The organism is Fundidesulfovibrio sp. YSD1 (assembly GCF_055397115.1).
Genome location: NZ_AP043666.1, coordinates 851,480 through 877,575, shown reverse-complemented (window position 1 = coordinate 877,575; position 26,096 = coordinate 851,480). Strand labels below are relative to the sequence as shown.

Here is a 26,096-nt window from a genome sequence, read left to right as displayed (position 1 = left end):
GGGACGACCCACAACATCACACGAGGGTAACCATGTCCTTGGACGACCTGTTCAGCTTGAGGGGCACAGCGGCGACGCAGCTTTCCAGCCGCACGCTCAAGGCCATCAAGATATCGATCGCCTCGCCCGAGAAGATCCGCGAGTGGAGCTTCGGCGAGGTGAAAAAGCCCGAGACCATCAACTACCGGACCTTCAAGCCGGAGCGCGACGGCCTTTTTTGCGCCAAGATCTTCGGCCCCGTGAAGGACTACGAGTGCAACTGCGGCAAGTACAAGCGCATGAAGCACCGCGGCATCGTGTGCGAGAAGTGCGGCGTGGAGGTCATCGCCTCCAAGGTCCGCCGCGAGCGCATGGGCCATATAGAGCTGGCCGCCCCGGTGGCCCACATCTGGTTTTTGAAGACCCTGCCCTCCAAGATCGGCACCCTGCTGGACATGACCATGGTCGATCTGGAGAAGGTGCTCTACTTCGACTCCTACGTGGTCATCGACCCCAAGGAGACCAACCTGGCCAAGTTCCAGGTTATCTCGGAAGACCAGTACCTGCAGATCATCGACCATTACGGCGAGGACGCCGTGACCGTGGGCATGGGCGCCGAGGCCGTGCGCTCCTTCCTGGAGGAGCTCGACCTGGTCAAGCTGCGCACCGAGCTGCGCGAGGAATCGCTGACCACGCGCTCCCAGACCAAGAAGAAGAAGATCATCAAGCGCCTGAAGATCGTCGAGGCCTTCCTGGAGAGCGGCAACAGGTCCGAGTGGATGATCATGGAAGTCATCCCGGTCATCCCGCCCGAGTTGCGTCCCCTGGTCCCCCTGGACGGCGGCCGCTTCGCCACGTCGGACCTGAACGACCTCTACCGCCGGGTGATCAACCGCAACAACCGCCTCAAGCGCCTGCTCGAGCTCGGAGCGCCGGACATCATCATCCGCAACGAGAAGCGCATGCTTCAGGAGGCCGTTGACGCCCTGTTCGACAACGGACGGCGCGGCCGTGCCATCACCGGCACCAACGGCCGCCCGCTGAAGTCCCTCTCCGACATGATCAAGGGCAAGCAGGGCCGTTTCCGCCAGAACCTCCTGGGCAAGCGCGTGGACTACTCCGGCCGTTCGGTCATCGTGGTGGGTCCCAAGCTCAAGCTGCACCAGTGCGGCCTGCCCAAGAAGATGGCCCTGGAGCTCTTCAAGCCCTTCATCTACGCCAAGCTCGAAGAGAAGGGCCTGGCCACCACCATCAAGACGGCCAAGAAGATGGTGGAGCGCGAGGAACTGGTGGTCTGGGACATCCTCGAGGACGTGGTCCGTGAGTACCCGATCATGCTCAACCGCGCCCCCACGCTGCACCGCCTGGGCATCCAGTCCTTCGAGCCCACCCTGGTGGAAGGCAAGGCCATCCAGCTGCACCCGCTGGTCTGCGCCGCCTACAACGCGGACTTCGACGGCGACCAGATGGCCGTGCACGTGCCCCTGTCCGTGGAGGCCCAGATCGAGTGCCGCGTGCTCATGATGAGCACCAACAACATCCTCTCCCCGGCCAACGGCAACCCCATCATCGTGCCCTCCCAGGACATCGTGCTGGGGCTCTACTACCTGACCGTGGAGCGCTCCTTCCAGCCCGGCGAAGGCAAGGTGTTCGCCAACCCCATGGAGTGCATCACCGCGCACCACGCGGGCGCGGTGCACCTGCACGCCAGGGTCAAGGTGCGCATGGACGGCCAGCTGGTGGACACCAGCGCCGGGCGCATCATGGTGGGCGAGCTTCTGCCCGAGGACGTGCCCTTCGAACTGGTCAACTGCGTGCTGAACAAGAAGTCCATCGGCCGCCTGGTCAGCGAGGTCTACCGCCTGGCCGGAACCAAGGCCACGGTGCTCCTCTGCGACCACCTGAAGGACCTGGGCTTCGAGTACGCCACGCGCGCGGGCGTCTCCATCGGCGTGAAGGACCTGATCATCCCCTCCAAGAAGGCGGACATCCTGGGCAAGTCCAACCGCGAGGTGGAGGAGATCGAGCAGCAGTACGCCGAGGGCATCATCACCCGCACGGAGAAGTACAACAAGGTCGTGGACGTGTGGACCAAGGCCACCAACGACGTGGCCTCGGAGATGATGCGCGAGATCTCCACCGACCTGATGATCGACCCCAAGAGCGGCAAGCAGGAGCGCAACACCTCCTTCAACGCCATCTTCATGATGACCCACTCCGGATCGCGCGGTAACCCCGACCAGATGCGCCAGCTTGCGGGCATGCGCGGCCTGATGGCCAAGCCTTCCGGCGAGATCATCGAGACGCCCATCACCTCGAACTTCCGCGAGGGCCTCTCGGTGGCGCAGTACTTCAACTCCACCCACGGCGCTCGTAAGGGCCTGGCCGACACCGCGCTCAAGACCGCGAACTCCGGCTACCTGACCCGCCGCCTGGTCGACGTGGTCCAGGACGTGATCATCACGGAGTACGACTGCGGCACCGTGGACGGCCTGGAGATCAGGCACTACGAGAAGTCCGGCGAGATCAAGCAGCGCCTCTCCGAACGCGCCCTCGGCCGCACGAACATGTTCGACGTGTTCGACCCCGAGACCTTCGAGGTGCTCATACCGTCCAACACCATCATCGACGAGACCTGGGCCATCAAGCTCGAGGAACTGGGCCTGCCCAGCCTGACCATCCGATCCACCCTGACCTGCCAGTCCGGCCACGGCGTGTGCGCCATGTGCTACGGCCGCGACCTGGCCAGGGGCCACCTGGTGAACACCGGCGAGACCGTGGGCATCATCGCCGCCCAGTCCATCGGCGAACCCGGCACCCAGCTGACCATGCGCACGTTCCACATCGGCGGCACCGCGGCGCGCGAGATCGAGAAGTCCTCGATCCCGGCGCAGCACAGCGGCCGCGTGGTCCTGCACCGCATCAAGCTGGTGAAGAACCAGGAAGGCGTGCAGATCGTGCTCGGCAAGTCCGGCCAGGTGTCCATCGTGGACGAGCAGGGCCGCGAGCGCGAGAAGTACTCGCTGCCCTCCGGCGCGCGCCTGGCCGTGTCCGACGGGCAGGATGTCAAGAAGGACCAGATCCTGGCCGAGTGGGACCCCTTCAACGAGCCCTTCGTCACCGACGTCGAGGGTACGGTCAAGTTCACCGACATCATCGAGGGCAAGACCTACCAGGAGAAGGTGGACGACACCACCAAGCGCGCCACCCAGACCATCATCGAGTACCGCACCACGCCGTACCGCCCGACCATCACCGTGGTGGGCGACGACGGGCAGGCCAAGATCCGCCCCGGCACCAACAGCGCCGCGGTGTTCCAGCTGCCCGTGGGCGCGATCCTGATGATCCGCGACGGCGAGCCGGTCCGCGCGGGCGACGTGCTCGCGCGCAAGCCCCGCGAATCCTCCAAGACCAAGGACATCGTGGGCGGTCTTCCCCGCGTGGCCGAGCTCTTCGAGGTGCGCAAGCCCAAGGACCTGGCCGTGGTCTCCGAGATCGACGGCATCGTGTCCTTCGGCCCCGAGACCAAGGGCAAGCGCAAGGTCATCGTCACCCCCGAGACCGGCGACCCCAAGGAATACCTGGTGCCGCGCGGCAAGCACATCACCGCCCAGGAGGGCGACTTCGTGGAGGCGGGCGAAGCCCTGACCGAGGGCAACCCCGAGCTGCACGACATCCTCAAAATCAAGGGCGAAAAGCACCTGGCCCGCTACCTGGTGGAAGAAATCCAGGACGTGTACCGGTTCCAGGGCGTGAACATCAACGACAAGCACATCGAGATCATCGTGCGCCAGATGCTCAAGAAGGTCTCGATCACCGACTCGGGCGACACCAACTTCCTCATCGGGGAGCAGGTGGACAAGTCCAAGTTCATGGAAGAAAACGCCCGCGTCATCCGCGAGGGCCTGAAGCCCGCCGTGGCCGAACCCCTGGTCCTGGGCATCACCCAGGCCAGCCTGACCACGGACTCCTTCATCTCGGCCGCCTCCTTCCAGGAGACCACCAAGGTGCTCACCGAAGCCTCCCTCATGGGCAAGGAAGACCACCTGCGCGGCCTCAAGGAGAACGTCATCGTGGGCCGGCTCATCCCGGCGGGCACCGGCTACCGCCGCTACATGGAGGCCGACATCGAGGTGCCCGACCAGCCCGAGCGCCCCGACAGGTTCCTGGAGGAGCTCGAGGAGAACTCCTCCTACATGGAGCAGTAGGCCTAGGCGCGAAAGCGAAAGAGAAGGGCGGCCCCGCGAGGGGCCGCCCTTTTTTTCGTAGGCCGGCCGTATCCGGGGCCGCGCCTCGCTCAACCCGGCCTGAAGAGGAGCCTGAACACGGCCCCGTTCTGCGTGAACGCCTCGATGGTCCCGCCGAGCTGCGCGGCCAGCGCCAGGAGCAGTTGTGCCCCGAGCGAGTCCTGCTCCGCAAGCGAGAATCCCTCGGGCAGGCCCTGGCCGCTGTCGGCCACGACGAGCTCAACGAAAGTGCCGTTGCGGCGCAGGCCCACCTTGAGCTCGGAGCCGGAGGAGCCGTTGAAGGCGTGCTTGAAGGCGTTTGTCAAAAGCTCGTTGAGCAAAAGCCCGAAGGGCACGGCCTGGTCGATGCGCAGGAAAACGTCGTGAGCCTCGATGTCCTGGGCGACGCGAACGCCGAGCCCAGCGTAAGCGCTGGCTATGCGCCGGGTCAGGTCCGGGATGTAGCGGGCGAGGTCCACGGCCGAGAGGTCGCTCGACTGGTAGAGTTGCTCGTGGACCAGGGCCATGGCCCGGATGCGCCCGAAAATGCGCGCGATGGGGCCCTCGCCAGCCTCGTCGCCGCCCTGGAGGCTAAGCAGGCTCAGGATGATCTGGAGGTTGTTCTTCACCCGGTGGTGGATCTCCTTGAGCATGACCTCCTTTTCCCTGAGCGAGCGGCGCACGGCCTCCTCGGCCTGTTTGATGGCGGTCACGTCGTGGACGATCCCGTTGAACCCGGCGAGTTCCCCGTCCGGGCCGAGAAAGGAGTTGACGGTCCACCGCATGTGGCGCGCGGAGCCCTCGTTGTCCGTCATCCTGTTCTCGAAGGCGGCCTTGGGCGCGCCGGCGCTCGTCCAGGAATCGAACGCCGCGCGCGTGTCCTCGCGGTCGCCGGGGTGGACGAGGTCGAAGAGCGAGGCCCCGTCCAGCCCGCCCCGGGCCATGCCGAAGAACCTCTCGGCCCTGCCGTTGGCGAAGAGCAGCCTGCCGTGCGTGTCCACGCTGACGATGAGGTCGTCTGTCCCCTCCACGAAGGTTTCGTACTTCTGTTTGCTCTCGAGGTGCTCGGCCTCGAGCTTGAGCTGCTCCGTCATGTCGACGTTGATGCCCAGGATGCCGATGGCGCCGCGCTCGTCGCGGATGGGGCCGAGGAAGGTCCGGGTGGGCCGCCTCGTGCCGTCGGGAAGGATTTCCTCCTCCAGCACTGAGAACGTCTCCCCCCTGAAGGCCCTTTCGTTGCGCCCCTGCCAGAGGGCGAGCGTCTCGGGCGGGACGCTCTCGGCCTGGAACGGCTTGCCGCGCAGATCCCCCCAACGCTGCACGCAGTTCTCGCTCTGGAAGATGACCCGGCCAGCGGTGTCGCGCGCCCAGGCCTCCACGGGAAGGTTGCGGAGCAGGGTGGAGAAGAGCACCTCGCTTCGGCGCAGGGCCTCGTCGGAGAGGGCCGCGGCGGTCACGGCCCGGATGCAGTAGCGCGTCAGCAAGAGGATGCTCCCGGCTCCGGCCAGGGCCGCGAGCACGTGGATGAGGCTTCGCGTGCGCCAAGGGTCGAGGACCGCGCTCGCGCTCTCGGACACCGCGACGACCAGGTCCGGGGGAAACTCCAGGCCGTGGAACACGACCAGGCGCTCGACCCCGTCGATGCTGTTTACCACCCTGTAGTCCTGGGATTTCTGGCCGGAGGCGATGAACCTCTCGGTGAACTCAGCTCCCTTGAGGTTTCTGCCCAGGTAGGGGGGCGGGTCCGGCACGCGCATGCGCACGAGCAGGTCGCGGCCGAGCAGGGTGATCCCCCCGTGGCGCGGGGGCAGCGCCGCTTCGAGCATGGCCTGGAAGAAGGCGGGCGTGAGCGCGATGCCAACCACTCCCGCGAATTCCCCCTTGTCGTCCCATACGGGCCGGGACGCGACCATGACGAACTTGTCGGTGAGGGTCAGGAAGGGCGCGGAAAGGAAAAAGGAGTCCACGCCGCTGTCCGCGTGAGCCTTGAAGTAGGACCGTTCGGAGACGTCCAGGCCGATGGCCTCGGGGGCGGTACCCGCGGTGATGATCCCGGAGGCGTCGGTGACGGTGGCGCTCACGGATTCGGGTAGGAAGCCCACCCGGTCGGTGAGCAGCGCGGCGAGGTCATGAGCGGAGAGCTCGCCTGAACGGATGCGCGCGCGCACGTCCAGGAGGATGGCGTCCACGTTGCGAAGACTGGCGGCCAGTTGAAGATCGATCTTCTGGGCCAGGAAAAGCCGGAAGGACCGGGCCTCGCGCAGGCAGGAGACGTACCCGTCCCAGATGCTAAGCCCGGTGACCCCCATGACGACGCACGCGGCGGCGATGCCCAGGATGCGGATGATCCTGGCCGCCGCGGGCCCGGGGCAGTATGAGGCGCGAATGGCCGACGTTCGAACTGCCACGTCCGCCGCGTCCGCCTGAGGGGAGCGGGAGGGGGCGCGCATGCCCCGCAGTATCCCGATCCGCGATTCATGGCAACGGGTTAGAAGGAACAGACCGGAAACTTTGGGAATCGGCTTGGGACGTCGATTTCTGGAAATAAAACTTGCCAAGCTTCGGCAGGGTTGCTATCTAAACGTGCTTTCAGCGAGTCGCACGGTATTTCCGCGGCCCGTGACCGGACGGGAGGGCAGGTCTCTCCGCGCGGTCCAGCGCCGTCGCATACTCCCCGGAGCTTGGTTGACAGGACCGGGTTTTTTGTCTACTGCCGTGCGCCTTTGCCAATTAAAAAAGTGAACGGAGCGAATCATGCCCACGATCAACCAGCTCATCAGCAAAGAGCGGGTGAAGCAGACCAAGCGCAAGAAGACCCCGGCTCTGCAAGCCTGCCCGCAGCGCCGTGGTGTGTGCACCCGCGTGTACACCACCACCCCCAAGAAGCCCAACTCGGCCTTGCGCAAGGTCGCGCGCGTGCGCCTGACCAACGGCATCGAGGTCACCAGCTACATCCCCGGTGAGGGTCACAACCTCCAGGAGCACTCGGTGGTCATGATCCGCGGCGGCCGTGTCAAGGACCTTCCCGGCGTGCGCTACCACATCGTGCGCGGCACCCTGGACACCGCGGGCGTTTCCGACCGCCGTCAGAGCCGCTCCAAGTACGGCGCCAAGCGCCCCAAATAAGGTTGTAAAAGGTAGGTACGACCCATGCCCCGCAAAGGTCCCGTTCCCAAGCGCCACATTCTGCCGGACCCGGTTTTCGGCAGCGTCCTCGTCAAGAAGTTCATCAACCGCCTGATGCTCGACGGCAAGAAGTCCATCGCCGAGTCGGTCTTCTACAAGGCCTGCGAAGTGCTCTCCGAGAAGACCCAGGAAGAGGGCCTGAAGGCTTTCGAGAAGGCCATTTCCAACGTGAAGCCGCACATGGAAGTGAAGCCCCGCCGCGTGGGCGGCGCCACCTACCAGGTGCCCATGGAAGTGCGCCCCGAGCGCCAGACCACCCTGGCCATCCGCTGGCTGATCAACAACGCCCGCAACCGCGGCGAGAAGGGCATGGTCAACAAGCTCTCCGGCGAGCTGCTGGACGCCTTCAACAATCGCGGCGGCGCTGTGAAGAAGCGCGAAGATACCCATCGCATGGCCGACGCCAACAAGGCCTTCGCCCACTACCGGTGGTAGGATAGAGGAAGCCAGACGTGTCCAAGATCGTTCCCATCGAGCGCCAGCGCAATATCGGCATCATGGCCCATATTGACGCGGGCAAGACCACCACGACCGAGCGCATCCTCTTCTACACGGGCGTCTCGCACAAGATCGGCGAAGTTCACGACGGCCAGGCCACCATGGACTGGATGGTTCAGGAGCAGGAGCGCGGCATCACCATCACCTCCGCCGCCACCACCTGCTTCTGGCGCGATCACCGCATCAACATCATCGACACCCCGGGCCACGTGGACTTCACCATCGAGGTGGAGCGCTCCCTGCGCGTGCTCGACGGCGCCGTGGCCGTGTTCGACGCCGTCGCCGGCGTCGAGCCCCAGACCGAGACCGTCTGGCGCCAGGCCGAGCGCTACCGCGTTCCGCGCATGTGCTTCGTGAACAAGATGGACCGCATCGGAGCGAACTTCTTCCGCTGCGTGGACATGGTCAAGGAACGCCTTGGCGCCAAGGCCGTCCCCCTGCAGATCCCCATCGGGTCCGAGGACGAGTTCAAGGGCGTCGTCGACCTGATCACGGGCAAGGCCTTCGTGTTCGACGACACCACCAAGGGCAAGGAATACAACATCGTCGACGTTCCCGCCGACCTCCAGGACCTCTACGAGACCCTGCGCCTCGAGATGCTCGAAGCCATCGCCGAAGAAGACGAAGGCCTCATGGAGAAGTACCTGAACGGCGAGGAGCTCACCCCCGAGGAACTGCGCGTCGGCATCCGCAAGGCCGTGATCGGCCTGTCCATCGTGCCCGTGCTGTGCGGCTCCGCCTTCAAGAACAAGGGCGTGCAGCCCCTTCTCGACGCGGTGATCGACTTCCTGCCTTCCCCCGTGGACATCCCCGCCATCGTGGGCATGAACCCGGACAACGAGGAAGAGCAGATCGAGTGCCCCTGCGACCCGGCCAAGCCCCTGGCCGCGCTGGCCTTCAAGCTGATGAGCGACCCGTTCATCGGCCACCTGACCTTCCTGCGCATCTACTCGGGCAAGATCGAGTCCGGCATGACCGTGCTCAACGCCGCCACCGGCAAGAAGGAGCGCATCGGCCGCCTGCTCAAGATGCACGCCAACAAGCGCGAGGACATCAAGGAGGCCCTGGCCGGCGACATCGTGGCCGCCGTGGGCCTGAAGCTCACCTCCACGGGCGAGACCGTGTGCGAGGACAGGCAGCCCGTGGTGCTCGAATCGCTGAACATCCCCGAGCCGGTCATCGAGGTCGCCATCGAGCCCAAGACCAAGGCCGACCGCGACACCCTGTCGCAGGCCCTGGCCAAGCTCGCCAAGGAAGACCCGTCGTTCCGCGTCAAGACCGACGAGGAGACCAACCAGACCCTCATCGCGGGCATGGGCGAACTGCATCTGGAGATCATCGTCGACCGCCTGATGCGCGAGTTCAACGTGAACGCCAACGTGGGCGCCCCCCAGGTCGCCTACCGCGAGACCATCACCAAGGCCGTCAAGCACGAGAACCGCTACGTCAAGCAGACCGGCGGCCGTGGCCAGTACGCGCACGTGGTCCTCGAGGTCTCCCCGCGCTCCGAGGGCGGCTACGAGTTCACCAACTCCATCGTGGGCGGCGTGATTCCCAAGGAATACATCCCCGCCGTGGACAAGGGCATCCAGAACGCCATGAAGGCGGGCGTGCTCGCGGGCTTCCCCGTGGTGGACATCAACATCAGCTTGGTGTTCGGTTCCTACCACGAGGTCGACTCCTCCGAGCAGGCCTTCTACATCTGCGGCTCCCAGGCTTTCAAGGAAGCCTGCCGCGCCGCCTCGCCGGTGCTGCTCGAGCCCATCATGAGCGTCGAGGTCGTCACCCCCGAGGAGTACCTGGGCGACGTCATGGGTGACCTGAACGGCAGGCGCGGGCGCGTCTCCAACCTGGAAGGCCGCGTGGGCTCGCAGGTGATCAAGTGCCACGTGCCCCTGTCGAACATGTTCGGCTACGCCACGGACCTGCGCTCGCGCACCCAGGGCCGCGCCACGTTCACCATGCAGTTCGACCACTACGAGCAGGTTCCCAACAGCCTGGCCGAAGAAATCATCAAGAAGAAATAGAGGGACGCCCCAGGAGATCAATTATGGGTAAGGCCAAATTCGAGCGCAACAAGCCGCACGTCAACATCGGCACCATCGGTCACATCGACCACGGCAAGACCACGCTGACCGCCGCGATCACGAAGCTTTCGTCTCTGCGGGGTTACGGCGATTACGTGGCGTTCGACCAGATCGACAAGGCTCCCGAAGAGAAGGAGCGCGGCATCACGATCGCGACCGCGCACGTGGAATACCAGACGGCCACCCGCCACTACGCCCACGTGGACTGCCCCGGCCACGCCGACTACATCAAGAACATGATCACGGGCGCGGCCCAGATGGACGGCGCGATCCTGGTGGTCGCGGCCACGGACGGCCCCATGCCCCAGACCCGTGAGCACATCCTGCTCGCGCGTCAGGTCGGCGTGCCGCACCTGGTGGTGTTCCTGAACAAGGTCGACCTGGTCGACGACCCCGAGCTCCTGGAGCTGGTCGAGCTGGAAGTGCGCGAGCTGCTGACCAAGTACGGCTACCCCGGCGACGACATCCCGGTGATCAAGGGATCCGCCCTGAAGGGCCTTGAGTCCGACGATTCGAAGAGCGCCGACGCCGCTCCGATCTACGAGCTGCTGGATGCTTGCGACTCCTACTTCCCCGAGCCGCAGCGCGACGTCGACAAGCCCTTCCTGATGCCCATCGAGGACGTGTTCTCGATCTCCGGCCGCGGCACCGTCGTGACCGGGCGTGTGGAGCGCGGCACCGTGAAGGTTGGCGAGGAAGTGGAGATCGTGGGCATCAAGGCGACCACGAAGACCACCTGCACGGGCGTCGAGATGTTCCGCAAGCTTCTGGACCAGGGCCAGGCCGGCGACAACGTGGGCGTGCTGCTCCGCGGCGTGAAGCGCGAGGACGTGGAGCGCGGCCAGGTTCTGGCCAAGCCGGGTTCGATCACCCCGCACAAGAAGTTCAAGGCCGAGGTGTACGTCCTGAACAAGGAAGAGGGCGGCCGTCACACGCCGTTCTTCTCGGGTTACCGCCCGCAGTTCTATTTCCGCACCACCGACGTGACCGGCGTGGTCACGCTGAACGAGGGCGTTGAAATGGTCATGCCCGGCGACAACGCCACCTTCAACGTCGAGCTCATCGCCCCCATCGCCATGGAGACCGGCCTCCGCTTCGCCATCCGCGAAGGCGGCCGCACCGTCGGCGCGGGCGTCGTGACCGAGATCATGGAGTAAACCAACAATGAACAGCGACCGCATCCGGATCAAGCTCAAGGCCTACGACTACCGCATTCTGGACAAAGCCGTGGCCGAGATCGTTGATACCGCCCGCAACACCGGCGCGGGCATTGCCGGGCCCATACCGCTGCCCACCAACATCCACAAGACCACGGTCAACCGTTCCGTGCACGTGGACAAGAAGTCGCGCGAACAGTTCGAGATGCGCATCCACAAGCGCCTGCTCGACATCCTCGAGCCGACTCAGCAGACCGTCGACGCCCTGGGCAAGCTTTCCCTGCCCGCCGGCGTTGACGTTGAAATCAAGCTTTAAAGGAAGGGGTAGACAATCATGGCCAAGAAAACCCTTGGCATCATCGGCCGCAAGCTGGGCATGACCCGCGTGTTCAGCGACGACGGCTCGGTGGTTCCGGTGACGGTCATCGCCGCCGGCCCCTGTCCGGTGATGCAGATCAAGTCCCAGGAGAAGGACGGTTACACCGCCCTGCAACTGGGCTTCGATACGCGCGAGGAAAAGGAGATGAACAAGCCGGAGAAAGGCCATCAGGTCAAGACCGGCAAGGGCTTCTTCCGCACCCTGCGCGAGATCCGCCTGGACTCCGTGGACGGCTACGAGGCCGGCCAGGAGATCACGGTCGAGATCTTCGCTCCCGGCGACAAGATCAAGGTGACCGGCACCTCCATCGGCAAAGGATTCCAGGGCCCCATGAAGCGCCACGGCTTCGCCGGCCTGAAGGCCACCCACGGCACTGAAAAAGCCCACCGCTCCGGTGGCTCCATCGGCCACAACACCGAGCCCGGAAAAGTCATGAAGGGCAAGAAGATGGCCGGACATATGGGCGCTCGCACCGTGACCAGCATCAATCTTGAGGTCTATGACGTGCGGCCCGAGAACAACATCATCCTGGTCAAAGGCCAGGTCCCCGGCCACCGCAACGGCCTGGTGATGATCCGCAAGCAGGGGTAGGCCATGGCCAACGTTAAAGTTTTTGATCAGCAGAACAAGGAAGTGGGACAGATCGACCTGGCTCCCGAGGTGTTCGAGGTGGCTATCCGCCCCGAGATCCTGCACCTCGTCGTCCGGGCCCAGCTGGCCGCCAAGCGCGCCGGCACCCACAAGGTGAAGACCCGTTCCTTCGTGTCCGGCTCGGGCGCCAAGCCCTGGCGGCAGAAGGGCACCGGCCGCGCCCGCTCCGGCGCCAAGCGCTCCCCCATCTGGAAGGGCGGCGCCGTGGTGCACGGACCGCAGCCGCGCAGCTACGCGTTCAAGGTCAACAAGAAGATCAGGACTCTTGCCCTGAAGATGGCCCTCTCCACCAAGGTGGCGGAAGAGTCGCTCATCGTGGTGGACAAGCTTGAGCTTCCCGAGATCAAGACCAAGCTCTTCGCCGGTGTCGCCAACAATTTCGGGCTGAAAAAGGCCTTGATTGTCCTGGGCGATTCCAATAACAATGTCGAGCTTTCCGCCCGGAACCTCCCCGGCATCAAAGTCGTTCGGCAGGATATGCTGAACGTTTACGATTTGCTGAAGCATCCTCAGCTGGTGATGGTGCAAGGCGCTGCCCAGGCCGTCCAGGAAAGGTTGAAATAGCCATGAGCTACGCAAACATTCTTTTGAAGCCCCTGGTCACCGAGAAGGCCACCAAGGCCAAGGAAGAGTCCAACCAGGTTCTCTTCTACGTCGCCCCGTCGGCCAACAAGATCGAGATCAAGGCCGCCGTCGAGGAAGCTTTCAAGGTGAAGGTCACCGAAGTGAACGTCGTGCGCCGCCGCCCCCTGAAGCGCACCCGCCATGGCCGCCCCACCGGTCACGTCCCCGGCTACAAGAAAGCCTACGTGACCCTGGCCGAAGGCGACAAGATCGAATTCTTCGAGGGAGTCTAAGCCATGGCCGTGCGCACTTTGAAACCCACTTCGGCCGGACGGCGCTTCCAGACCGTTTCCGATTTCGCCGAAATCACCAAGGCTACGCCCGAGAAGTCGCTCACCAAGGGCCTGAGCAAGAAGTCCGGCCGCAACAACCAGGGCCGCATCACTTCTCGCCGCCGCGGCGCGGGCAACAAGACCCGTTACCGCCTGATCGACTTCAAGCGCGACAAGTTCGACATCCCGGCCAAGGTCGCCTCCATCGAGTACGATCCCAACCGCTCCGCCCGCATAGCCCTTCTTAACTATGCCGACGGCGAGAAGCGTTACATCATCGCGCCGGTCGGGATAAATGTCGGTGACACGCTCATCGCCGGCGAGACCGCGGACATCAAGCCCGGAAACGCCCTGCCCATGAGCAAGGTCCCTGTTGGCACGCTCCTGCACAACATCGAGATGAGCCCGGGCCGCGGCGGCCAGATGTGCCGCGCCGCCGGAACCTACGCCCAGCTCATCGCGAAGGAAGGCAAGTACGCGCTTCTGCGCCTTCCCTCGGGTGAGGTCCGCAACGTCCTGGCCGCGTGCATCGCCACGGTGGGCCAGGTCGGCAACGTGACCCACGAGAAGGTTTCCATCGGCAAGGCCGGGCGTAACCGCTGGCTGGGCAAGCGCCCCAAGGTCCGCGGCGTGGCCATGAACCCTGTCGACCACCCGCTGGGCGGCGGCGAGGGCAAGAGCTCCGGCGGCCGTCACCCGGTTTCCCCTTGGGGCAAGCCGGCCAAGGGTCAGAAGACCAGAAACCGCAAGAAGGCCTCGTCGCGGCTTATCGTGAAGCGCCGCAACGAGAAGTAGGAGCCAGGACATGCCCCGTTCGCTCAAAAAAGGTCCCTTCGTGGACGGCCACCTCACCGCGAAGGTGGACAAGGCCAACGAGACCCAGGATCGCCGCGTGATCAAGACCTGGTCGCGCCGCTCCACCATCCTGCCGGAGATGGTCGGCCTGACGTTCGCCGTCCACAACGGCCGCAAATTCATCCCCGTCTTCGTTTCCGAGAACATGGTCGGACACAAGCTGGGCGAATTCGCCCCCACCCGCACCTTCCACGGCCACGCTGCCGACAAGAAGGCCGCCAAGGGCAAGAAGTAGGGGAGTTAAGCCATGGAAGCCAAAGCCATAGCCAAATACATCCGGGTCTCTCCCCAGAAGGCCCGCTTGGTGGCCGACACCATCAAGGGCAGGAACGTCGAGGAAGCCATGAACATCCTCAAGTTCACGCCCAAGAAGGCCGCCAAGATCATCGGCAAGGTGCTGCACTCGGCCCTTTCCAACGCCGAACAGCTGTCCGCCGACGTGGACACGCTCAAGGTGAAGGAAGTCATCGTGAACCAAGGCCCCACCCACAAGCGGATCATGCCCCGCTCCATGGGCCGGGCCAACCGCATCCTCAAGCGCACCAGCCACATCACCGTGGTGGTCGAGGAAGAGAAGGAGTAGGGGCCATGGGTCAGAAAGTCCACCCGTACGGCTTCCGCCTGGGTTACAACAAGAACTGGACTTCCCGCTGGTTCGCGAAGAAGGATTATCCCGCCTTCGTCTACGAGGACAACAAGATCCGCAAGTTCGTGAAGTCCTCGCTGTTCCACGCGGGCATCTCCCGTATCGAGATTGAACGCGCCGGCGGCAAGATCAAGCTCATCATCCACACCGCCCGCCCCGGCATCGTCATCGGTCGCAAGGGCACGGAGATCGAAAAGGTCCGCGCCGATCTCAAGAAGCGCTTCGGCCGCGAGTTCGCGGTCGAGGTCAACGAGATCCGCCGTCCCGAAGTCGATGCCCAGCTGGTGGCCGAAAACATCGCCCTGCAGCTGGAGCGCCGCGTGGCCTTCCGTCGCGCCATGAAGCGCACCGTGGGCCTGGCCCGCAAGTTCGGCGCCGAAGGCATCAAGGTGTTCTGCGCCGGCCGCCTGGCCGGAGCCGAGATCGCCCGCTCCGAATGGTACCGCGACGGCCGCGTGCCGCTGCACACCCTGCGTGCCGACATCGACTACGGCCTGGCCACGGCCAAGACCACCTACGGCGTCATCGGCGTCAAGGTCTGGATCTTCAAGGGCGAGATTCTCGATAGCGAGGTTGAACAATAATGCTCTCCCCGAACAGAACCAAGTTCCGCAAGCGTCATAAGGGCCGCCTGGACGGTCCCGCCACCGGCGGCACCGAGGTCTCCTTCGGCGAAGTCGGCATCAAGGCCGTCGAGCACGGCAAGCTGACCAGCCAGCAGATCGAAGCCGCCCGTGTCGCCATCATGCGCCACATCAAGCGCGGCGGCAAAGTCTGGATCCGCGTCTTCCCGGACTTCCCGGTCACCGCCAAGCCCGCCGAAGTCCGCATGGGCTCGGGCAAGGGCTCCCCGGTGGGCTGGTGCGCTCCGGTCAAGCCCGGCCGCGTGCTCTACGAGGTCAAGGGTGTCGAGATGGAGGTCATGATCGAGGCCCTCAAGCGTGCCCAGCACAAGCTGCCGATCAAGACCAAGATCGTGACCAAGGAGCTCGTCTAGCCATGTTGACCGCCAAGGAACTGCGCGAACTCGACGAGGCCAAGCTTGCCGAGAAGCTCTCCCAGTCCGAGGAAGAGCTTTTCAAGCTGCGTTTCCAGCACGCCACGGCCCAGCTGGAGAAGACGCACCGTTTGGGTGAGCTGAAGAAGGACATCGCCCGCATCAAGACGGCGATGAACCAAATCAAAAGCGGCAGGTAGGAAACCATGGAAGAGCACAAGAGCAACCGCCGGGTGCTGACCGGCATCGTGGTCTCCGACAAGTGCGACAAAACCATTGTCGTGCGCGTCGAGACCCTGGTCAAGCATCCCCTGGTGAAGAAGTACATCCGCCGCCGCAAGAAGTTCATGGCCCACGATCCGATGAACGAGTGCGGCATGGGCGACAAGGTGCAGATCATCGAGCACCGCCCCCTGTCCGCCCGTAAGCGTTGGCATCTGGTCAAGATCATGGAGAAGGCGAAATGATCCAGGTTGAATCCGTCCTCGACGTCGCCGATAACTCCGGCGCCAAGAAGGTCGCCTGCATCAAGGTGCTCGGCGGTTCGCGCCGCCGTTACGCCTCCGTGGGCGATATCATCGTCGTCTCCGTGAAGGAAGCCATGCCCCATTCCAAGGTGAAGAAGGGGCAGGTGATGAAGGCCGTCATCGTGCGCACCAAGAAAGAAGTTGGCCGCCCCGATGGCTCCTACATCAAGTTCGACAACAACTCGGCCGTGCTGCTCACCGCCCAGCTCGAGCCAGTGGGAACCCGCATCTTCGGACCAGTGGCCCGCGAACTTCGATTGAAGAACTTCATGAAGATCGTGTCGCTGGCCCCTGAAGTCCTCTAGATCGGCAGCCCGAGGAAACTATGAAAACGTACCGCATCCGCAAGGACGACAAGGTGATGGTCATCGCGGGAAAGGACAAGGGCAAGATCGGCAAGGTCTTGAAGGTCCTTCCCAAGACTGACCGCATCCTGGTGGAAAAGGTCAACGTGGTGAAGCGTCACCGCAAGGGCAACCCCTACGCCGGACAGGCCGGGGGCATCGAGGAGAAGGAGGCCCCCCTGGCCATCTCCAACGTCGCCCTGATGTGCGACGCCTGCGCGAAAGCCACCCGCGTCGGCTACAAGTACACCGAGGACGGCAAGAAGCTCCGCTTCTGCAAGAAGTGCAACGAAGTCATCAGCTAAAGGGAATCAACATGACTCGCCTCGAACAAGTTTACTCCGAGAAGGTCTTTCCGGCCCTTCAGAAGGAGTTCGGGTACAAGTCGCCCATGCAGATTCCCAAGTTCAAGTTCATCTCCCTGAACATCGGACTTGGCGAAGCCTCGCAGAACTCCAAATTGATCGACGAGGCCGTGGCCGAACTCACCGCCATCGCCGGCCAGAAGGCCGTCATCACCCGCGCCAAGAAGTCCATCGCGGCCTTCAAGCTGCGTGAGAATCAGCCCGTGGGCTGCCGGGTGACGCTTCGCAAGGACCGCATGTGGGACTTTTATGACAAGCTGGTGAACTTCGCCCTGCCCCGCGTCCGCGACTTCCGCGGCGTGCCGGACAGGGGCTTTGACGGCCGGGGTAATTTCACCCTGGGCATCAAGGAGCACACCATTTTTCCCGAGATCAACATCGACCGGGTCGAGCGCGTGAAGGGCATGAACATCACTATCGTGACGAGTGCCCAGACCGACAAGGAAGGCAAGGTCCTTCTCGATCTGCTCGGCATGCCCTTCAGAAAGTAGGAGGATACGACCGTGGCACGCACTGCTCTCATGGTGAAAGCCCGGCGCAAGCCCAAGTTTTCGGCCCGGGCCTACAACCGCTGCCCCATTTGCGGCCGCGCCCGGGCGTTTTTGCGCAGGTACGGCATTTGCCGTATTTGCTTCCGCAACATGGCCCTGGCAGGTGAATTGCCTGGCGTCAGGAAATCGAGCTGGTAGGAGGCCGACATGTCCGTGACCGATCCCATCGCCGATATGCTGGCCCGCATCCGCAACGCGTACCACGCGTTGCACAAGAAGGTCGCCATCCCGCACTCCAAGATGAAGGAGTCCATGGCCGGCATCCTGAAGGACCAGGGCTACATTGAGGAATTCGCCGTCGAGGGACGCGACCTGCTGCTCACCCTCAAATACGCAAAGGGCCGGCCCCTCATCGCCGGTCTGAAGCGCGTGAGCAAGCCCGGCCGCCGAATCTACGTGGGGGCTCATGACATTCCCCGCGTTCAGAACGGACTTGGCATCTGCATTCTCTCCACCTCCCACGGCGTCATGGACGGCATCACCGCCCGTAACGCCAAGGTCGGCGGCGAGTTGCTCTGCGAAGTCTGGTAAGAGGATTTAGCCATGTCCCGCATCGGCAAGCAAGAAATCGCCATCCCGTCCGGAGTGGAAGTCAAGGTCTCCGCTGACGTGGTGAACGTCAAGGGACCCAAGGGCGCCCTTTCCACGCCCACCCATCCCAAGATCACTTACGAGATCGAGGGCAACACCCTGCGCGTGGGCCGCGTGGACGACACCCGCGTCGCCCGCGCCCAGCACGGCCTGCGCCGCACCCTGCTGGCCAACTGCATCGACGGCGTGACCAAGGGCTTCTCCAAGACGCTCGAGGTCATCGGCGTGGGCTACAAGGTCCAGGCCGCCGGCAAGGCCGTGGTGCTCTCGGTGGGCTTCTCCCACCCGGTGGAGTTCCCTCTGCCGGCCGGAGTCGAGGCCAAGGTCGAGGGCAACAAGCTGACCCTCTCCGGCATCGACAAGCAGATGGTCGGCGAGGTCGCCGCGTGCATCCGCCGCGTGCGCCCGCCCGAACCCTTCAAGGGCAAGGGCATCAAGTACGACAACGAGCAGATTCGCCGCAAAGCCGGCAAATCTGGCGGCAAGAAGTAGAGGCTGGCCATGAAAAAGACCAAGCAAGCCGCGCGGCTCAGCCGCAAGGTCCGCATCCGCAAGAAGATCAGCGGAACCGCGTCGCGTCCCAGGCTGGTGGTGTACCGTTCCAACCTGCACGTCTACGCCCAGCTCGTGAACGACGAGAACGGCCAGACCATCGTCGCCTCCTCCTCGCTCGCCCTGGCCAAGGGCGGAGAGGCGCTCAAGCCCAACATGGAGACCGCCGCCAAGGTCGGCCGCGACGTGGCCGCCAAGGCCAAGGAAAAGGCCATCGAATCCGTGGTCTTCGACCGCAACGGCTACCTCTATCACGGCTGCGTCAAGGCCTTGGCCGAAGGCGCCCGTGAGGGCGGACTGCAATTCTAATGGGGCACATCATGGAACAAACCGAACTGACTCAGATCGAAAAGATCGTTTCGCTCAACCGCGTGGCCAAGGTCGTCAAGGGCGGCCGCCGGTTCAGCTTCAGCGCCCTGGTCGTCGTGGGCGACGGCAAAGGCTCCGTGGGCTTCGGCCTGGGCAAGGCCAACGAGGTCCCCGAGGCCATCCGTAAGGCCACCGACCAGGCCAAGAAGTCCATGATCAAGGTGCCCCTGCTCGACGGCACGCTGCCCTATCAGGTGATGGGCCGCTTTGGCGCCGGGCGCGTTGTGCTCATCCCGGCCTCCAAGGGCACCGGCATCATCGCCGGCGGCCCCGTGCGCGCCGTGATGGAGGCCGCCGGGGTGCACGACATCCTGACCAAGGCCATCGGCACCAACAACCCTCACAACGTCCTCAGGGCCGCAGTGGCCGGTCTGGCTTCCCTGCGTAGCGCCGAGCAGGTCTCCGAGCTGCGCGGCAAGGCCCTGGAAACCCCGAGGAAGTAAGACCATGAGCGGTGAAGTGACCATCAAGCTCGTCAAGAGCAAGATCGGCTGCAACCCCAAGCAGCGGGCGACGCTGGAGGCTTTGGGCCTCCGCAAGATCAGGCAGGAGAAGACCCTGCCCGACACTCCCGCCGTCAGGGGCATGATTTTCAAGGTCTCTCACCTGATCGAGGTGAAATAACATGCTGCTGCACGAACTCTATCCCTTCCCCGAGGAGCGCAAGGACCGCAAGCGCATCGGCCGCGGCCGCGGCTCGGGTCAGGGTTGCACCGCCGGCAAGGGCAACAAGGGTCAGAACGCGCGCGCCGGAACCGGCACCAAGGCCTGGTTCGAAGGCGGCCAGATGCCTCTGGCCCGCCGCCTCCCCAAGCGCGGCTTCAAGAACTCCTTCAAGGTCAGCTACGCCCCCGTGAACCTGGACAGGCTCATGGAGGCTTTCCCCGAGACCGTGGAGATCACCCTGGACGCCATCTATGATCGCGGCCTGGTTGATCGCGGCCTGCTCGTGAAGGTCCTCGGCAACGGCGACCTGACCAGGGCCGTCACTGTCGAGGCCCACAAGTTCAGCGCTTCCGCCCTGGACAAGATCTCCAAGGCCGGCGGCACCGCCAAGGCTCTGGAAAGCGTGACGGAAGGCTAACGTGGCACTGCAAGGCGTGGAGAATCTGGCTCGCGTGCCGGAGCTGAAGAAGAAGATCCTCTGGACCTTCCTGCTTCTGGCCGTCTACCGTGTGGGCATTCATGTCCCCGTTCCGGGTGTCGATCCTCTCGCTCTGGCGGATTTCTTCCAGAGCGCGAAGAACACCCTGTTCGGGCTCTTCGACATGTTCTCCGGCGGCGGCCTGAACAAGCTCTCCATCTTCACCCTGGGCATCATGCCCTACATCTCGGCCTCCATCGTCATGCAGCTGCTCACGGTGGTCAGCCCCGAGCTCGCCCGGCTCCAGAAGGAGGAGGGCGCGCAGGGGCGCAAGAAGATCACCCAGTACACGCGCTACGGCACGGTGCTCATCACCTTGATTCAGGGGTTGGGCATCGCCGTGGGCCTCGAGAGCATGACCAGCCCCACGGGGGCGCCCCTCGTGATGCACCCGGGCGTCGGCTTCAAGTTCATGACCGTCATGACGCTTACGGCCGGAACCGTGTTCCTCATGTGGCTGGGTGAGCAGATCACCGAAAAGGGCATCGGCAACGGCATCTCGCTGATCATCTTCGCGGGCATCGTGGCCGGCCTGCCCAGGGCGCTCATCAACACGTTCTCCCTCATCGGGCAGGGCGAAATGAGCCTTCTGGTCTTCCTGCTGCTCGTGGCTCTGATGGCCGCCACCATCGTGGCCATCGTGTTCATGGAGCGCGGCCAGAGGCGAATCCCCATCCAGTACGCCAAGCGCATGGTGGGCAGGAAGATGTACGGCGGCCAGACCACCCATCTGCCGCTCAAGATCAACACCGCGGGCGTGATCCCTCCGATCTTCGCCTCGTCGATCCTGCTCTTCCCGGCCACCATCGCCAACTTCTACCAGGCAGACTGGGTGCAGTTGGTCGCCGGGTGGTTCAACCCCAACTCCATCGTGTACAACGTGCTGTTCATCAGCATGATCGTGTTCTTCTGCTACTTCTACACGGCGATCATCTTCGATCCCAAGCAGATAGCCGAGAACATCCGCAAGCAGGGCGGCTTCGTCCCGGGCATCCGTCCGGGACAGAAGACCAAGGAATACCTTGACCGCGTGCTTGCGCGTCTTACCCTCTGGGGCTCGATGTACATCTCGGCGGTCTGCGTGCTGCCGATGCTGCTCATCGCCCAGTTCAACGTGCCGTTCTACTTCGGCGGCACGAGCATCCTGATCGTGGTGGGCGTGGCCATGGACTTCATGGGCCAGATCGAGTCCTACATGATCAGCAGGCAGTACGAAGGCCTGCTCGCCAAGGGACGCATCAAGGGCAGGACCTAGTTTGAAGAAGTATCGCGGCATATACGTCAAGAACGACGCCGAAGTGAACATCATGCGCCAGGCGGGCGGCATAGTCGCCGCCATCCTGGACGAGCTCGAGAAAGCGGTTCGCCCCGGCGTCAAAACCCTGGTCTTTGAAGAGATGGCCTTGCAGATGTGCAGGGAGTTCGAGGTGAAGCCAGCCTTCAAGGGCTACCTCGGCTACCCTTTCGCCCTGTGCTGCTCGGTGAACGAGGAGGTCGTCCACGGGTTTCCTTCGGAGCGCGAGCTCAAGGAAGGAGACATCGTGAGCTTCGACATGGGAGTCATCCACAGGGGGTTCTACGGCGACTCGGCCCGAACCGTCCCTGTGGGCGCAGTGGGCGATGACGTCCGCAAACTCCTTGAGGTGACCGAAAAGTCCCTCTACGTCGGCATCGAGCAGGCTCAGGCCGAGGGAAACCTGTACGACATATCTCAGGCCATACAAAAATATGTTGAAGGCCAGGGGTTCTCTGTTGTAAGACGATTTGTTGGCCACGGCATCGGCAGGAATCTCCACGAGAAGCCTGAGGTGCCCAACTTCGTCCCCAGCGGAGCCGGGGCCGTGGTGCTCAAGCCTGGAATGACCCTGGCCATTGAGCCGATGGTCACCATGGGCGGTCCGGAGGTGGAAATCCTCGCGGACAAATGGACTGCCGTCACCAAGGACCGCAGCCTTTCCGCCCATTACGAGCACTCGGTGGTCATCACCGCCGATGGACCGAAAATATTAAGCCTTCGCCTCCCGGCGTAGGCAGTACCCATTTCATTTATGGGAGAAAGAAGATGAAAGTGCGGCCTTCCGTGAAGAAGCTTTGTCCGAAATGCAAGATCATCCGTCGCCACGGCGTCCTGCGGGTGGTCTGTGAAAATCCCAGGCACAAACAGCGCCAGGGATAAGCCCAGAACCTAAGCGAGGTATCGAAACGTGGCACGTATTGCTGGAGTCGACCTGCCCAGGAACAAACGGATGGATATCGCCCTTACCTACATTTACGGTATCGGGCGCGCCACCTCTTTGCAGATCCTGGACGCCACCGGTGTGGAGTGGACCAAGAAGACCGATGACCTCTCCTCCGAGGAAGTCAACACCATCCGCAAGGAGATCGAAGCCAACCACAAGGTTGAGGGCGATCTCCGTCGCGAGGTCACGGCCAACATCAAGCGCCTGATGGACATCGGCTGCTACCGCGGCCTCAGGCACCGCAAGGGCCTTCCCGTCCACGGCCAGCGCACCCACACCAACGCCCGCACCCGCAAGGGACCGCGTCGCGCCGTTATGGCCAAAAAGAAGAAATAACCGCCTCAGCGCGTTATTCATTAGAGGATCAACATGGCTGCTAGACCGCGCCGTACCGGCAAGAAAGAGAAGAAGAACATCCCGGTTGGGGTCGCCCACATTCAGGCCACCTTCAACAACACCATCATCACCTTCACCGACCCCAGGGGCAACGTGGTGAGCTGGGCCACTTCCGGCGGAGCCGGGTTCAAGGGCTCGCGCAAGTCCACCCCGTTCGCCGCCCAGGTGGCCGCCGAGACCGCCGCCCGCAAGGCCCAGGACAACGGCATGCGCACCGTCGGAATTTTCGTGAAGGGACCCGGCTCCGGCCGCGAGGCCGCCATGCGCGCCATCAACGCCGCCGGCTTCAAGGTGAGCTTCATCCGCGATGTCACCCCCATCCCGCACAACGGTTGCCGTCCGCCCAAGCGGCGCCGGGTCTAGTTCAGGAGGAACATACAAGTGGCTCGCTATACCGGACCCAAGTGCCGCCTGTGTCGCCGTGAAGGCACGAAGCTCTTCCTCAAGGGAGACCGCTGCTACACCGACAAGTGCGCTTACGATCGCCGTCCCTACGCCCCCGGCCAGCACGGCCGCATCCGCAAGAAGATGAGTGACTACGCCGTCCAGCTGCGCGAGAAGCAGAAGGCCAGGCGCGTCTACGGCATCCTCGAAGAGCAGTTCCGCAGCTACTTCGCCGAGGCCGACAGGCAGAAGGGCGTCACCGGCGCCAACCTGCTCATCAACCTGGAGCGCAGGCTCGACAACGTGGTCTATCGCATGGGCTTCGCCAACTCCCGCGACCAGGCCCGCCAGCTCGTTCGTCACGGGCTGTTCGTGCTCAACGGCCGCCGCGTGACCATCCCGTCCATCCAGGTGCGCGTGGGCGACGTGCTCGAAGTGCGCGAGAAGAATCGCCAGTCCCCCGTGATCCAGGAAGCCCAGCAGGTCATCGCCCGCCGCGGCTGCCCCTCCTGGCTCGAGGTCGACGGCGCGGCCTTCAAGGGCAAGGTCAACGCCATGCCCTCCCGCGAAGACATTCAGCTGGCAGTGAACGAGCAGCTCATCGTCGAACTGTACTCCAAGTAAGAGGACACAATGCTCATACGTACAGGCGACAGGCTCATAAACACCCGCAACTGGTCTGAACTGGTCCGGCCCGAGAAATTGGCCCGGGACGCCAAGTCCAGCTCCACCTACGGGCGTTTCACCTGCGAACCCCTCGAGCGCGGCTTCGGCACCACGCTGGGCAACGCCCTGCGTCGCGTGCTCCTATCCTCGCTCCAGGGCGCGGCCATCGTCTCCGTGAACATCGAGGGCATCCAGCACGAGTTCACCACGATCCCCGGCGTGATCGAGGACGTGACCGACATCGTGCTGAACCTCAAGCTGGTCCGTTTCGCCATGACCACCGACGAGCCCCAGCGCCTCACCCTCTCGGTGAACAAGCAGGGCCCGGTCACGGCCGGCGACATCAGCCCCAACCAGCACGTGACGATCCTCGACCCGACGCAGCACATCTGCACCCTGTCCGAAGCGCGCGACCTCAAGATGGAGTTCGAGATTCGCATGGGCAAGGGCTACGTGCCCGCGGACATGCACGAGGGACTGAGCCAGGAGATCGGACTGATCACCCTGGACTCCAGCTTCACCCCCGTGAAGAAGGTCGCCTACACGGTGGACCAGGCCCGCGTCGGCCAGATGACCAACTACGACAAGCTCATCCTCGACGTCTGGACCGACGGTTCCGTGACTCCCGAGGACGCCATCGCCTACAGCGCCAAGATCCTCAAGGACCAGCTCTCGGTGTTCATCAACTTCGACGAGAAGGAATCCGAGACCGAGGGCGCGCGCGGCGGCGACGACCACGACCTGAACCCCAACCTGTTCAAGTCCATCGACGAGCTCGAGCTTTCCGTGCGCGCTACCAACTGCCTGAAGAGCGCCAACATCTCGCTGGTGGGAGAGCTCATGCAGCGCTCCGAGAACGAGATGCTCAAGACCAAGAACTTCGGCAAGAAATCCCTCGAGGAGATCCGCCGCGTTCTGGAGGAGATGGGCCTCGACTTCGGCATGCGCGTGGACAACTTCGAGCAGAAATACCAGGAATGGTTGAAGAGGAAGCAGACCAATGAGGCATAGCAAGGGCGGCAAGAAACTCGGGAGGACCCACTCCCATCGCAAGGCCATGTTCCGCAACATGGCCAGGTCGCTTCTCACCTACGGCCAGATCAAGACCACCGAGACCAAGGCCATGGAGCTGCGCAAGGTAGCCGACAGCCTTGTCACCCTCGGTCTGCGCGGGGACGTGCACGCCCGCCGCCTCGCCTACAAGGTGCTTGAGAACCACCAGCTGGTGAAGAAGCTCTTCGACGACATCGCGCCCCGTTTCCAGGGCGTCGGCGGCGGATACACCCGCGTCTACAAGCTGGGCCTGCCCCGCCTTGGCGACTGCGCCCCCATGGCGGTCATCGAACTGACCCGCCGTGAGGAAGCCGCCGCGACCCCCGAGCAGGGCTCCAAAGAGTAGCTGATTCGGCCTTACGGGTTAAAAAGCGGGGCGGCTTTGCCGCTCCGCTTTTTTTGTGCTTTACCATCGGGTTGCTTGATTGTAAGGATCAACTCCATGGATATCAGACGGCTCGAAGCATTCCGCAAGGTCTATGAGTTGGGCAGCTTTTCCAAGGCCGGGCAGGAGCTCTTCCTTTCCCAGCCGACCATCAGCGCCCATGTCCTCTCCCTGGAGCAGGAGCTCGACACTCACCTCTTCGACCGCCTGGGCCGGACCATCCTGCCCACCCAGGCCGGGGAGATCCTCTACCGGCACGTGCTGCAGGTCTTCGCGGCGCTGGAGAGCGCAAAGGCCGAGATCGGCCTTCTCCAGCAGCGCGTGGCGGGCGACATCCTGATCGGCGGCAGCACCATCCCGGCCACGTACCTCCTGCCCAAGCGCCTGGCCGAGTTCACGCGCCGCTACCCGGACGTGCGCGTGCGGCTCACGGTGGGCGACTCCCAGGAGATCATCGAGGGCGTCCAAAACGGTGAACTGGCCCTGGGCGTGGTTGGCGCGGCAGCCAACGAACCCGAGCTCTCCTTCACCCCCCTGATGGACGACGACCTGGTGGTGGTTGCCTCCAAGCGCATGCCCGGCATCCAGGATCTCGTGGAGGCCGGGGCACTGGTCATCAACCCCGATGACCTGCGCTCCTGGCCCTGGGTGCTCAGGGAGCAGGGCTCTGGCACGCGCAAGGCCTTCGAGCTGGCGCTGGCCGGGCTGGGCCTGGACATCCGGGGGCTGAACGCCGTCATCGAGGCTCGCACCCACGAGGCCGTGGTCCAGTGCGCCGTGCACGGCCTGGGCCTGTGTGTCACCTCCAGGCTGGCCGTGGGCCCCTGCCTGGCCAAGGGCGAGCTCTTGGTGGTAGACGTCCCCGGGCTCTCCATCAAGCGTTCGTTCTACGTGGTGCGCCACGCCAAGCGCCACGTGTTCCCGGCCATGCGCTACTTCATGGATTTCCTGAACAACCCCAAGGGATGAAGC

Annotated in this window: 36 protein-coding genes; 35 read left to right on the top strand and 1 reads right to left on the bottom strand. The window is 63.8% G+C overall.

Going from position 1 to position 26,096, the window contains the following annotated elements; all coding sequences use genetic code 11:
- The first annotated feature begins 32 nt into the window (after positions 1-32).
- Positions 33-4,187: a DNA-directed RNA polymerase subunit beta' gene (gene rpoC, locus ACZ5V4_RS04180; RefSeq protein ID WP_464316917.1), complete on the top strand. Its 4,155-nt coding sequence runs from the start codon at positions 33-35 to the stop codon at positions 4,185-4,187.
- Between the two features lie 89 nt (positions 4,188-4,276).
- Here the strand turns inward: rpoC and ACZ5V4_RS04175 are convergent, their stop codons facing one another.
- The gene (locus tag ACZ5V4_RS04175) at positions 4,277-6,613 is read right to left on the bottom strand and encodes a PAS domain S-box protein (protein ID WP_464316916.1); all 2,337 of its coding nucleotides are present in this window, start codon (positions 6,611-6,613) and stop codon (positions 4,277-4,279) included.
- Between the two features lie 346 nt (positions 6,614-6,959).
- On the opposite strand from ACZ5V4_RS04175, the gene rpsL reads away from it, so the two are divergent.
- The 34 genes from rpsL to ACZ5V4_RS04005 all read left to right on the top strand — a co-directional run bounded on the left by rpsL (position 6,960) and on the right by ACZ5V4_RS04005 (position 26,093).
- Positions 6,960-7,331, top strand: coding sequence for a 30S ribosomal protein S12 (gene rpsL / locus ACZ5V4_RS04170; protein WP_464316915.1), 372 nt, complete (start codon positions 6,960-6,962; stop codon positions 7,329-7,331).
- A gap of 24 nt (positions 7,332-7,355) precedes the next feature.
- Entirely contained in the window at positions 7,356-7,826 is a 471-nt protein-coding gene (rpsG, locus tag ACZ5V4_RS04165; RefSeq protein WP_464316914.1) for a 30S ribosomal protein S7, read from the top strand.
- 17 nt (positions 7,827-7,843) lie between these two features.
- Positions 7,844-9,916 carry an elongation factor G gene (fusA, locus tag ACZ5V4_RS04160; protein ID WP_464316913.1) on the top strand — a complete coding sequence of 691 codons (2,073 nt, stop codon included), beginning with the start codon at positions 7,844-7,846 and terminating at the stop codon, positions 9,914-9,916.
- 23 nt (positions 9,917-9,939) lie between these two features.
- A complete protein-coding gene (tuf, locus tag ACZ5V4_RS04155; protein WP_464316912.1) occupies positions 9,940-11,133 on the top strand; it encodes an elongation factor Tu in 1,194 nt (397 codons plus the stop codon).
- 7 nt (positions 11,134-11,140) lie between these two features.
- On the top strand, positions 11,141-11,449 hold the full coding sequence (gene rpsJ / locus ACZ5V4_RS04150; protein ID WP_464316911.1) for a 30S ribosomal protein S10: 309 nt from the start codon (positions 11,141-11,143) through the stop codon (positions 11,447-11,449).
- Positions 11,450-11,467: 18 nt separating this feature from the next.
- A complete protein-coding gene (gene rplC / locus ACZ5V4_RS04145; RefSeq protein ID WP_464316910.1) occupies positions 11,468-12,103 on the top strand; it encodes a 50S ribosomal protein L3 in 636 nt (211 codons plus the stop codon).
- Positions 12,104-12,106: 3 nt separating this feature from the next.
- The gene (gene rplD / locus ACZ5V4_RS04140; protein WP_464316909.1) at positions 12,107-12,727 is read left to right on the top strand and encodes a 50S ribosomal protein L4; all 621 of its coding nucleotides are present in this window, start codon (positions 12,107-12,109) and stop codon (positions 12,725-12,727) included.
- Positions 12,728-12,729: 2 nt separating this feature from the next.
- A complete protein-coding gene (gene rplW / locus ACZ5V4_RS04135) occupies positions 12,730-13,020 on the top strand; it encodes a 50S ribosomal protein L23 (RefSeq protein ID WP_464316908.1) in 291 nt (96 codons plus the stop codon).
- A 3-nt stretch (positions 13,021-13,023) separates the two neighbouring features.
- The gene (rplB, locus tag ACZ5V4_RS04130; protein WP_464316907.1) at positions 13,024-13,854 is read left to right on the top strand and encodes a 50S ribosomal protein L2; all 831 of its coding nucleotides are present in this window, start codon (positions 13,024-13,026) and stop codon (positions 13,852-13,854) included.
- Between the two features lie 10 nt (positions 13,855-13,864).
- Positions 13,865-14,149 carry a 30S ribosomal protein S19 gene (gene rpsS, locus ACZ5V4_RS04125; protein WP_464316906.1) on the top strand — a complete coding sequence of 95 codons (285 nt, stop codon included), beginning with the start codon at positions 13,865-13,867 and terminating at the stop codon, positions 14,147-14,149.
- Positions 14,150-14,161: 12 nt separating this feature from the next.
- Positions 14,162-14,497, top strand: coding sequence for a 50S ribosomal protein L22 (gene rplV / locus ACZ5V4_RS04120; protein WP_464316905.1), 336 nt, complete (start codon positions 14,162-14,164; stop codon positions 14,495-14,497).
- A 5-nt stretch (positions 14,498-14,502) separates the two neighbouring features.
- Positions 14,503-15,144, top strand: coding sequence for a 30S ribosomal protein S3 (rpsC, locus tag ACZ5V4_RS04115; RefSeq protein ID WP_464316904.1), 642 nt, complete (start codon positions 14,503-14,505; stop codon positions 15,142-15,144).
- Complete coding sequence (gene rplP, locus ACZ5V4_RS04110) at positions 15,144-15,557, top strand: 50S ribosomal protein L16 (RefSeq protein WP_464316903.1); 414 nt, start codon at positions 15,144-15,146, stop codon at positions 15,555-15,557. Before rpsC ends, rplP begins: the two co-directional genes overlap by 1 nt.
- Positions 15,558-15,562: 5 nt before the next feature.
- Entirely contained in the window at positions 15,563-15,757 is a 195-nt protein-coding gene (rpmC, locus tag ACZ5V4_RS04105; RefSeq protein WP_464317810.1) for a 50S ribosomal protein L29, read from the top strand.
- Positions 15,758-15,763: 6 nt separating this feature from the next.
- Positions 15,764-16,024, top strand: coding sequence for a 30S ribosomal protein S17 (gene rpsQ, locus ACZ5V4_RS04100; RefSeq protein WP_173086783.1), 261 nt, complete (start codon positions 15,764-15,766; stop codon positions 16,022-16,024).
- A complete protein-coding gene (rplN, locus tag ACZ5V4_RS04095; RefSeq protein WP_464316902.1) occupies positions 16,021-16,389 on the top strand; it encodes a 50S ribosomal protein L14 in 369 nt (122 codons plus the stop codon). Before rpsQ ends, rplN begins: the two co-directional genes overlap by 4 nt.
- 20 nt (positions 16,390-16,409) lie before the next feature.
- A complete protein-coding gene (gene rplX / locus ACZ5V4_RS04090) occupies positions 16,410-16,733 on the top strand; it encodes a 50S ribosomal protein L24 (RefSeq protein ID WP_464316901.1) in 324 nt (107 codons plus the stop codon).
- Positions 16,734-16,744: 11 nt separating this feature from the next.
- On the top strand, positions 16,745-17,284 hold the full coding sequence (gene rplE, locus ACZ5V4_RS04085; protein WP_464316900.1) for a 50S ribosomal protein L5: 540 nt from the start codon (positions 16,745-16,747) through the stop codon (positions 17,282-17,284).
- 12 nt (positions 17,285-17,296) lie between these two features.
- Positions 17,297-17,482: a type Z 30S ribosomal protein S14 gene (locus tag ACZ5V4_RS04080; RefSeq protein ID WP_464316899.1), complete on the top strand. Its 186-nt coding sequence runs from the start codon at positions 17,297-17,299 to the stop codon at positions 17,480-17,482.
- Between the two features lie 9 nt (positions 17,483-17,491).
- The gene (gene rpsH, locus ACZ5V4_RS04075) at positions 17,492-17,875 is read left to right on the top strand and encodes a 30S ribosomal protein S8 (RefSeq protein WP_464316898.1); all 384 of its coding nucleotides are present in this window, start codon (positions 17,492-17,494) and stop codon (positions 17,873-17,875) included.
- Between the two features lie 12 nt (positions 17,876-17,887).
- The gene (gene rplF / locus ACZ5V4_RS04070; RefSeq protein WP_464316897.1) at positions 17,888-18,427 is read left to right on the top strand and encodes a 50S ribosomal protein L6; all 540 of its coding nucleotides are present in this window, start codon (positions 17,888-17,890) and stop codon (positions 18,425-18,427) included.
- Positions 18,428-18,436: 9 nt separating this feature from the next.
- Entirely contained in the window at positions 18,437-18,796 is a 360-nt protein-coding gene (rplR, locus tag ACZ5V4_RS04065; RefSeq protein ID WP_464316896.1) for a 50S ribosomal protein L18, read from the top strand.
- Between the two features lie 11 nt (positions 18,797-18,807).
- Entirely contained in the window at positions 18,808-19,299 is a 492-nt protein-coding gene (gene rpsE / locus ACZ5V4_RS04060; RefSeq protein ID WP_464316895.1) for a 30S ribosomal protein S5, read from the top strand.
- A gap of 4 nt (positions 19,300-19,303) precedes the next feature.
- Positions 19,304-19,480: a 50S ribosomal protein L30 gene (gene rpmD / locus ACZ5V4_RS04055; RefSeq protein ID WP_464316894.1), complete on the top strand. Its 177-nt coding sequence runs from the start codon at positions 19,304-19,306 to the stop codon at positions 19,478-19,480.
- Position 19,481: 1 nt separating this feature from the next.
- Complete coding sequence (gene rplO, locus ACZ5V4_RS04050) at positions 19,482-19,940, top strand: 50S ribosomal protein L15 (RefSeq protein ID WP_464316893.1); 459 nt, start codon at positions 19,482-19,484, stop codon at positions 19,938-19,940.
- 1 nt (position 19,941) lies between these two features.
- A complete protein-coding gene (secY, locus tag ACZ5V4_RS04045) occupies positions 19,942-21,255 on the top strand; it encodes a preprotein translocase subunit SecY (RefSeq protein ID WP_464316892.1) in 1,314 nt (437 codons plus the stop codon).
- Between the two features lies 1 nt (position 21,256).
- Complete coding sequence (gene map, locus ACZ5V4_RS04040) at positions 21,257-22,030, top strand: type I methionyl aminopeptidase (RefSeq protein WP_464316891.1); 774 nt, start codon at positions 21,257-21,259, stop codon at positions 22,028-22,030.
- A 32-nt stretch (positions 22,031-22,062) separates the two neighbouring features.
- Positions 22,063-22,176 carry a 50S ribosomal protein L36 gene (rpmJ, locus tag ACZ5V4_RS04035; RefSeq protein WP_084502162.1) on the top strand — a complete coding sequence of 38 codons (114 nt, stop codon included), beginning with the start codon at positions 22,063-22,065 and terminating at the stop codon, positions 22,174-22,176.
- A gap of 28 nt (positions 22,177-22,204) precedes the next feature.
- Entirely contained in the window at positions 22,205-22,576 is a 372-nt protein-coding gene (gene rpsM, locus ACZ5V4_RS04030) for a 30S ribosomal protein S13 (RefSeq protein ID WP_464316890.1), read from the top strand.
- Between the two features lie 33 nt (positions 22,577-22,609).
- Positions 22,610-22,999, top strand: coding sequence for a 30S ribosomal protein S11 (rpsK, locus tag ACZ5V4_RS04025; protein WP_027190532.1), 390 nt, complete (start codon positions 22,610-22,612; stop codon positions 22,997-22,999).
- An 18-nt stretch (positions 23,000-23,017) separates the two neighbouring features.
- Positions 23,018-23,644: a 30S ribosomal protein S4 gene (gene rpsD / locus ACZ5V4_RS04020; RefSeq protein ID WP_464316889.1), complete on the top strand. Its 627-nt coding sequence runs from the start codon at positions 23,018-23,020 to the stop codon at positions 23,642-23,644.
- Between the two features lie 9 nt (positions 23,645-23,653).
- Positions 23,654-24,697, top strand: coding sequence for a DNA-directed RNA polymerase subunit alpha (locus ACZ5V4_RS04015; protein WP_464316888.1), 1,044 nt, complete (start codon positions 23,654-23,656; stop codon positions 24,695-24,697).
- Entirely contained in the window at positions 24,687-25,085 is a 399-nt protein-coding gene (gene rplQ, locus ACZ5V4_RS04010; RefSeq protein WP_464316887.1) for a 50S ribosomal protein L17, read from the top strand. Before ACZ5V4_RS04015 ends, rplQ begins: the two co-directional genes overlap by 11 nt.
- Before the next feature lie 96 nt (positions 25,086-25,181).
- Positions 25,182-26,093, top strand: a complete 912-nt coding sequence (locus ACZ5V4_RS04005) for a selenium metabolism-associated LysR family transcriptional regulator (protein WP_464316886.1) — start codon at positions 25,182-25,184, stop codon at positions 26,091-26,093.
- Positions 26,094-26,096: the final 3 nt, after the last annotated feature.

Excerpts from the sequence above, each read along its gene's own strand:
- rplX (WP_464316901.1), top strand. The coding sequence starts at position 16,410 with ATGAAAACGTACCGCATCCGCAAGGACGACAAGGTGATGGTCATCGCG.
- rpsL (WP_464316915.1), top strand. The coding sequence starts at position 6,960 with ATGCCCACGATCAACCAGCTCATCAGCAAAGAGCGGGTGAAGCAGACC.
- rplQ (WP_464316887.1), top strand. The coding sequence starts at position 24,687 with ATGAGGCATAGCAAGGGCGGCAAGAAACTCGGGAGGACCCACTCCCAT.
- rplW (WP_464316908.1), top strand. The coding sequence starts at position 12,730 with ATGAGCTACGCAAACATTCTTTTGAAGCCCCTGGTCACCGAGAAGGCC.
- rplR (WP_464316896.1), top strand. The coding sequence starts at position 18,437 with ATGAAAAAGACCAAGCAAGCCGCGCGGCTCAGCCGCAAGGTCCGCATC.
- rplN (WP_464316902.1), top strand. The coding sequence starts at position 16,021 with ATGATCCAGGTTGAATCCGTCCTCGACGTCGCCGATAACTCCGGCGCC.
- rpsC (WP_464316904.1), top strand. The coding sequence starts at position 14,503 with ATGGGTCAGAAAGTCCACCCGTACGGCTTCCGCCTGGGTTACAACAAG.
- rpmD (WP_464316894.1), top strand. The coding sequence starts at position 19,304 with ATGAGCGGTGAAGTGACCATCAAGCTCGTCAAGAGCAAGATCGGCTGC.
- rpsK (WP_027190532.1), top strand. The coding sequence starts at position 22,610 with ATGGCTGCTAGACCGCGCCGTACCGGCAAGAAAGAGAAGAAGAACATC.
- rplO (WP_464316893.1), top strand. The coding sequence starts at position 19,482 with ATGCTGCTGCACGAACTCTATCCCTTCCCCGAGGAGCGCAAGGACCGC.
- rpsE (WP_464316895.1), top strand. The coding sequence starts at position 18,808 with ATGGAACAAACCGAACTGACTCAGATCGAAAAGATCGTTTCGCTCAAC.
- rplE (WP_464316900.1), top strand. The coding sequence starts at position 16,745 with ATGACTCGCCTCGAACAAGTTTACTCCGAGAAGGTCTTTCCGGCCCTT.
- tuf (WP_464316912.1), top strand. The coding sequence starts at position 9,940 with ATGGGTAAGGCCAAATTCGAGCGCAACAAGCCGCACGTCAACATCGGC.
- rpsS (WP_464316906.1), top strand. The coding sequence starts at position 13,865 with ATGCCCCGTTCGCTCAAAAAAGGTCCCTTCGTGGACGGCCACCTCACC.
- rpmJ (WP_084502162.1), top strand. The coding sequence starts at position 22,063 with ATGAAAGTGCGGCCTTCCGTGAAGAAGCTTTGTCCGAAATGCAAGATC.
- rplF (WP_464316897.1), top strand. The coding sequence starts at position 17,888 with ATGTCCCGCATCGGCAAGCAAGAAATCGCCATCCCGTCCGGAGTGGAA.
- rplD (WP_464316909.1), top strand. The coding sequence starts at position 12,107 with ATGGCCAACGTTAAAGTTTTTGATCAGCAGAACAAGGAAGTGGGACAG.
- rplC (WP_464316910.1), top strand. The coding sequence starts at position 11,468 with ATGGCCAAGAAAACCCTTGGCATCATCGGCCGCAAGCTGGGCATGACC.
- rpsG (WP_464316914.1), top strand. The coding sequence starts at position 7,356 with ATGCCCCGCAAAGGTCCCGTTCCCAAGCGCCACATTCTGCCGGACCCG.
- rplV (WP_464316905.1), top strand. The coding sequence starts at position 14,162 with ATGGAAGCCAAAGCCATAGCCAAATACATCCGGGTCTCTCCCCAGAAG.
- rpoC (WP_464316917.1), top strand. The coding sequence starts at position 33 with ATGTCCTTGGACGACCTGTTCAGCTTGAGGGGCACAGCGGCGACGCAG.
- rpsH (WP_464316898.1), top strand. The coding sequence starts at position 17,492 with ATGTCCGTGACCGATCCCATCGCCGATATGCTGGCCCGCATCCGCAAC.
- rplP (WP_464316903.1), top strand. The coding sequence starts at position 15,144 with ATGCTCTCCCCGAACAGAACCAAGTTCCGCAAGCGTCATAAGGGCCGC.
- ACZ5V4_RS04015 (WP_464316888.1), top strand. The coding sequence starts at position 23,654 with ATGCTCATACGTACAGGCGACAGGCTCATAAACACCCGCAACTGGTCT.
- ACZ5V4_RS04005 (WP_464316886.1), top strand. The coding sequence starts at position 25,182 with ATGGATATCAGACGGCTCGAAGCATTCCGCAAGGTCTATGAGTTGGGC.
- rplB (WP_464316907.1), top strand. The coding sequence starts at position 13,024 with ATGGCCGTGCGCACTTTGAAACCCACTTCGGCCGGACGGCGCTTCCAG.
- rpsJ (WP_464316911.1), top strand. The coding sequence starts at position 11,141 with ATGAACAGCGACCGCATCCGGATCAAGCTCAAGGCCTACGACTACCGC.
- rpsQ (WP_173086783.1), top strand. The coding sequence starts at position 15,764 with ATGGAAGAGCACAAGAGCAACCGCCGGGTGCTGACCGGCATCGTGGTC.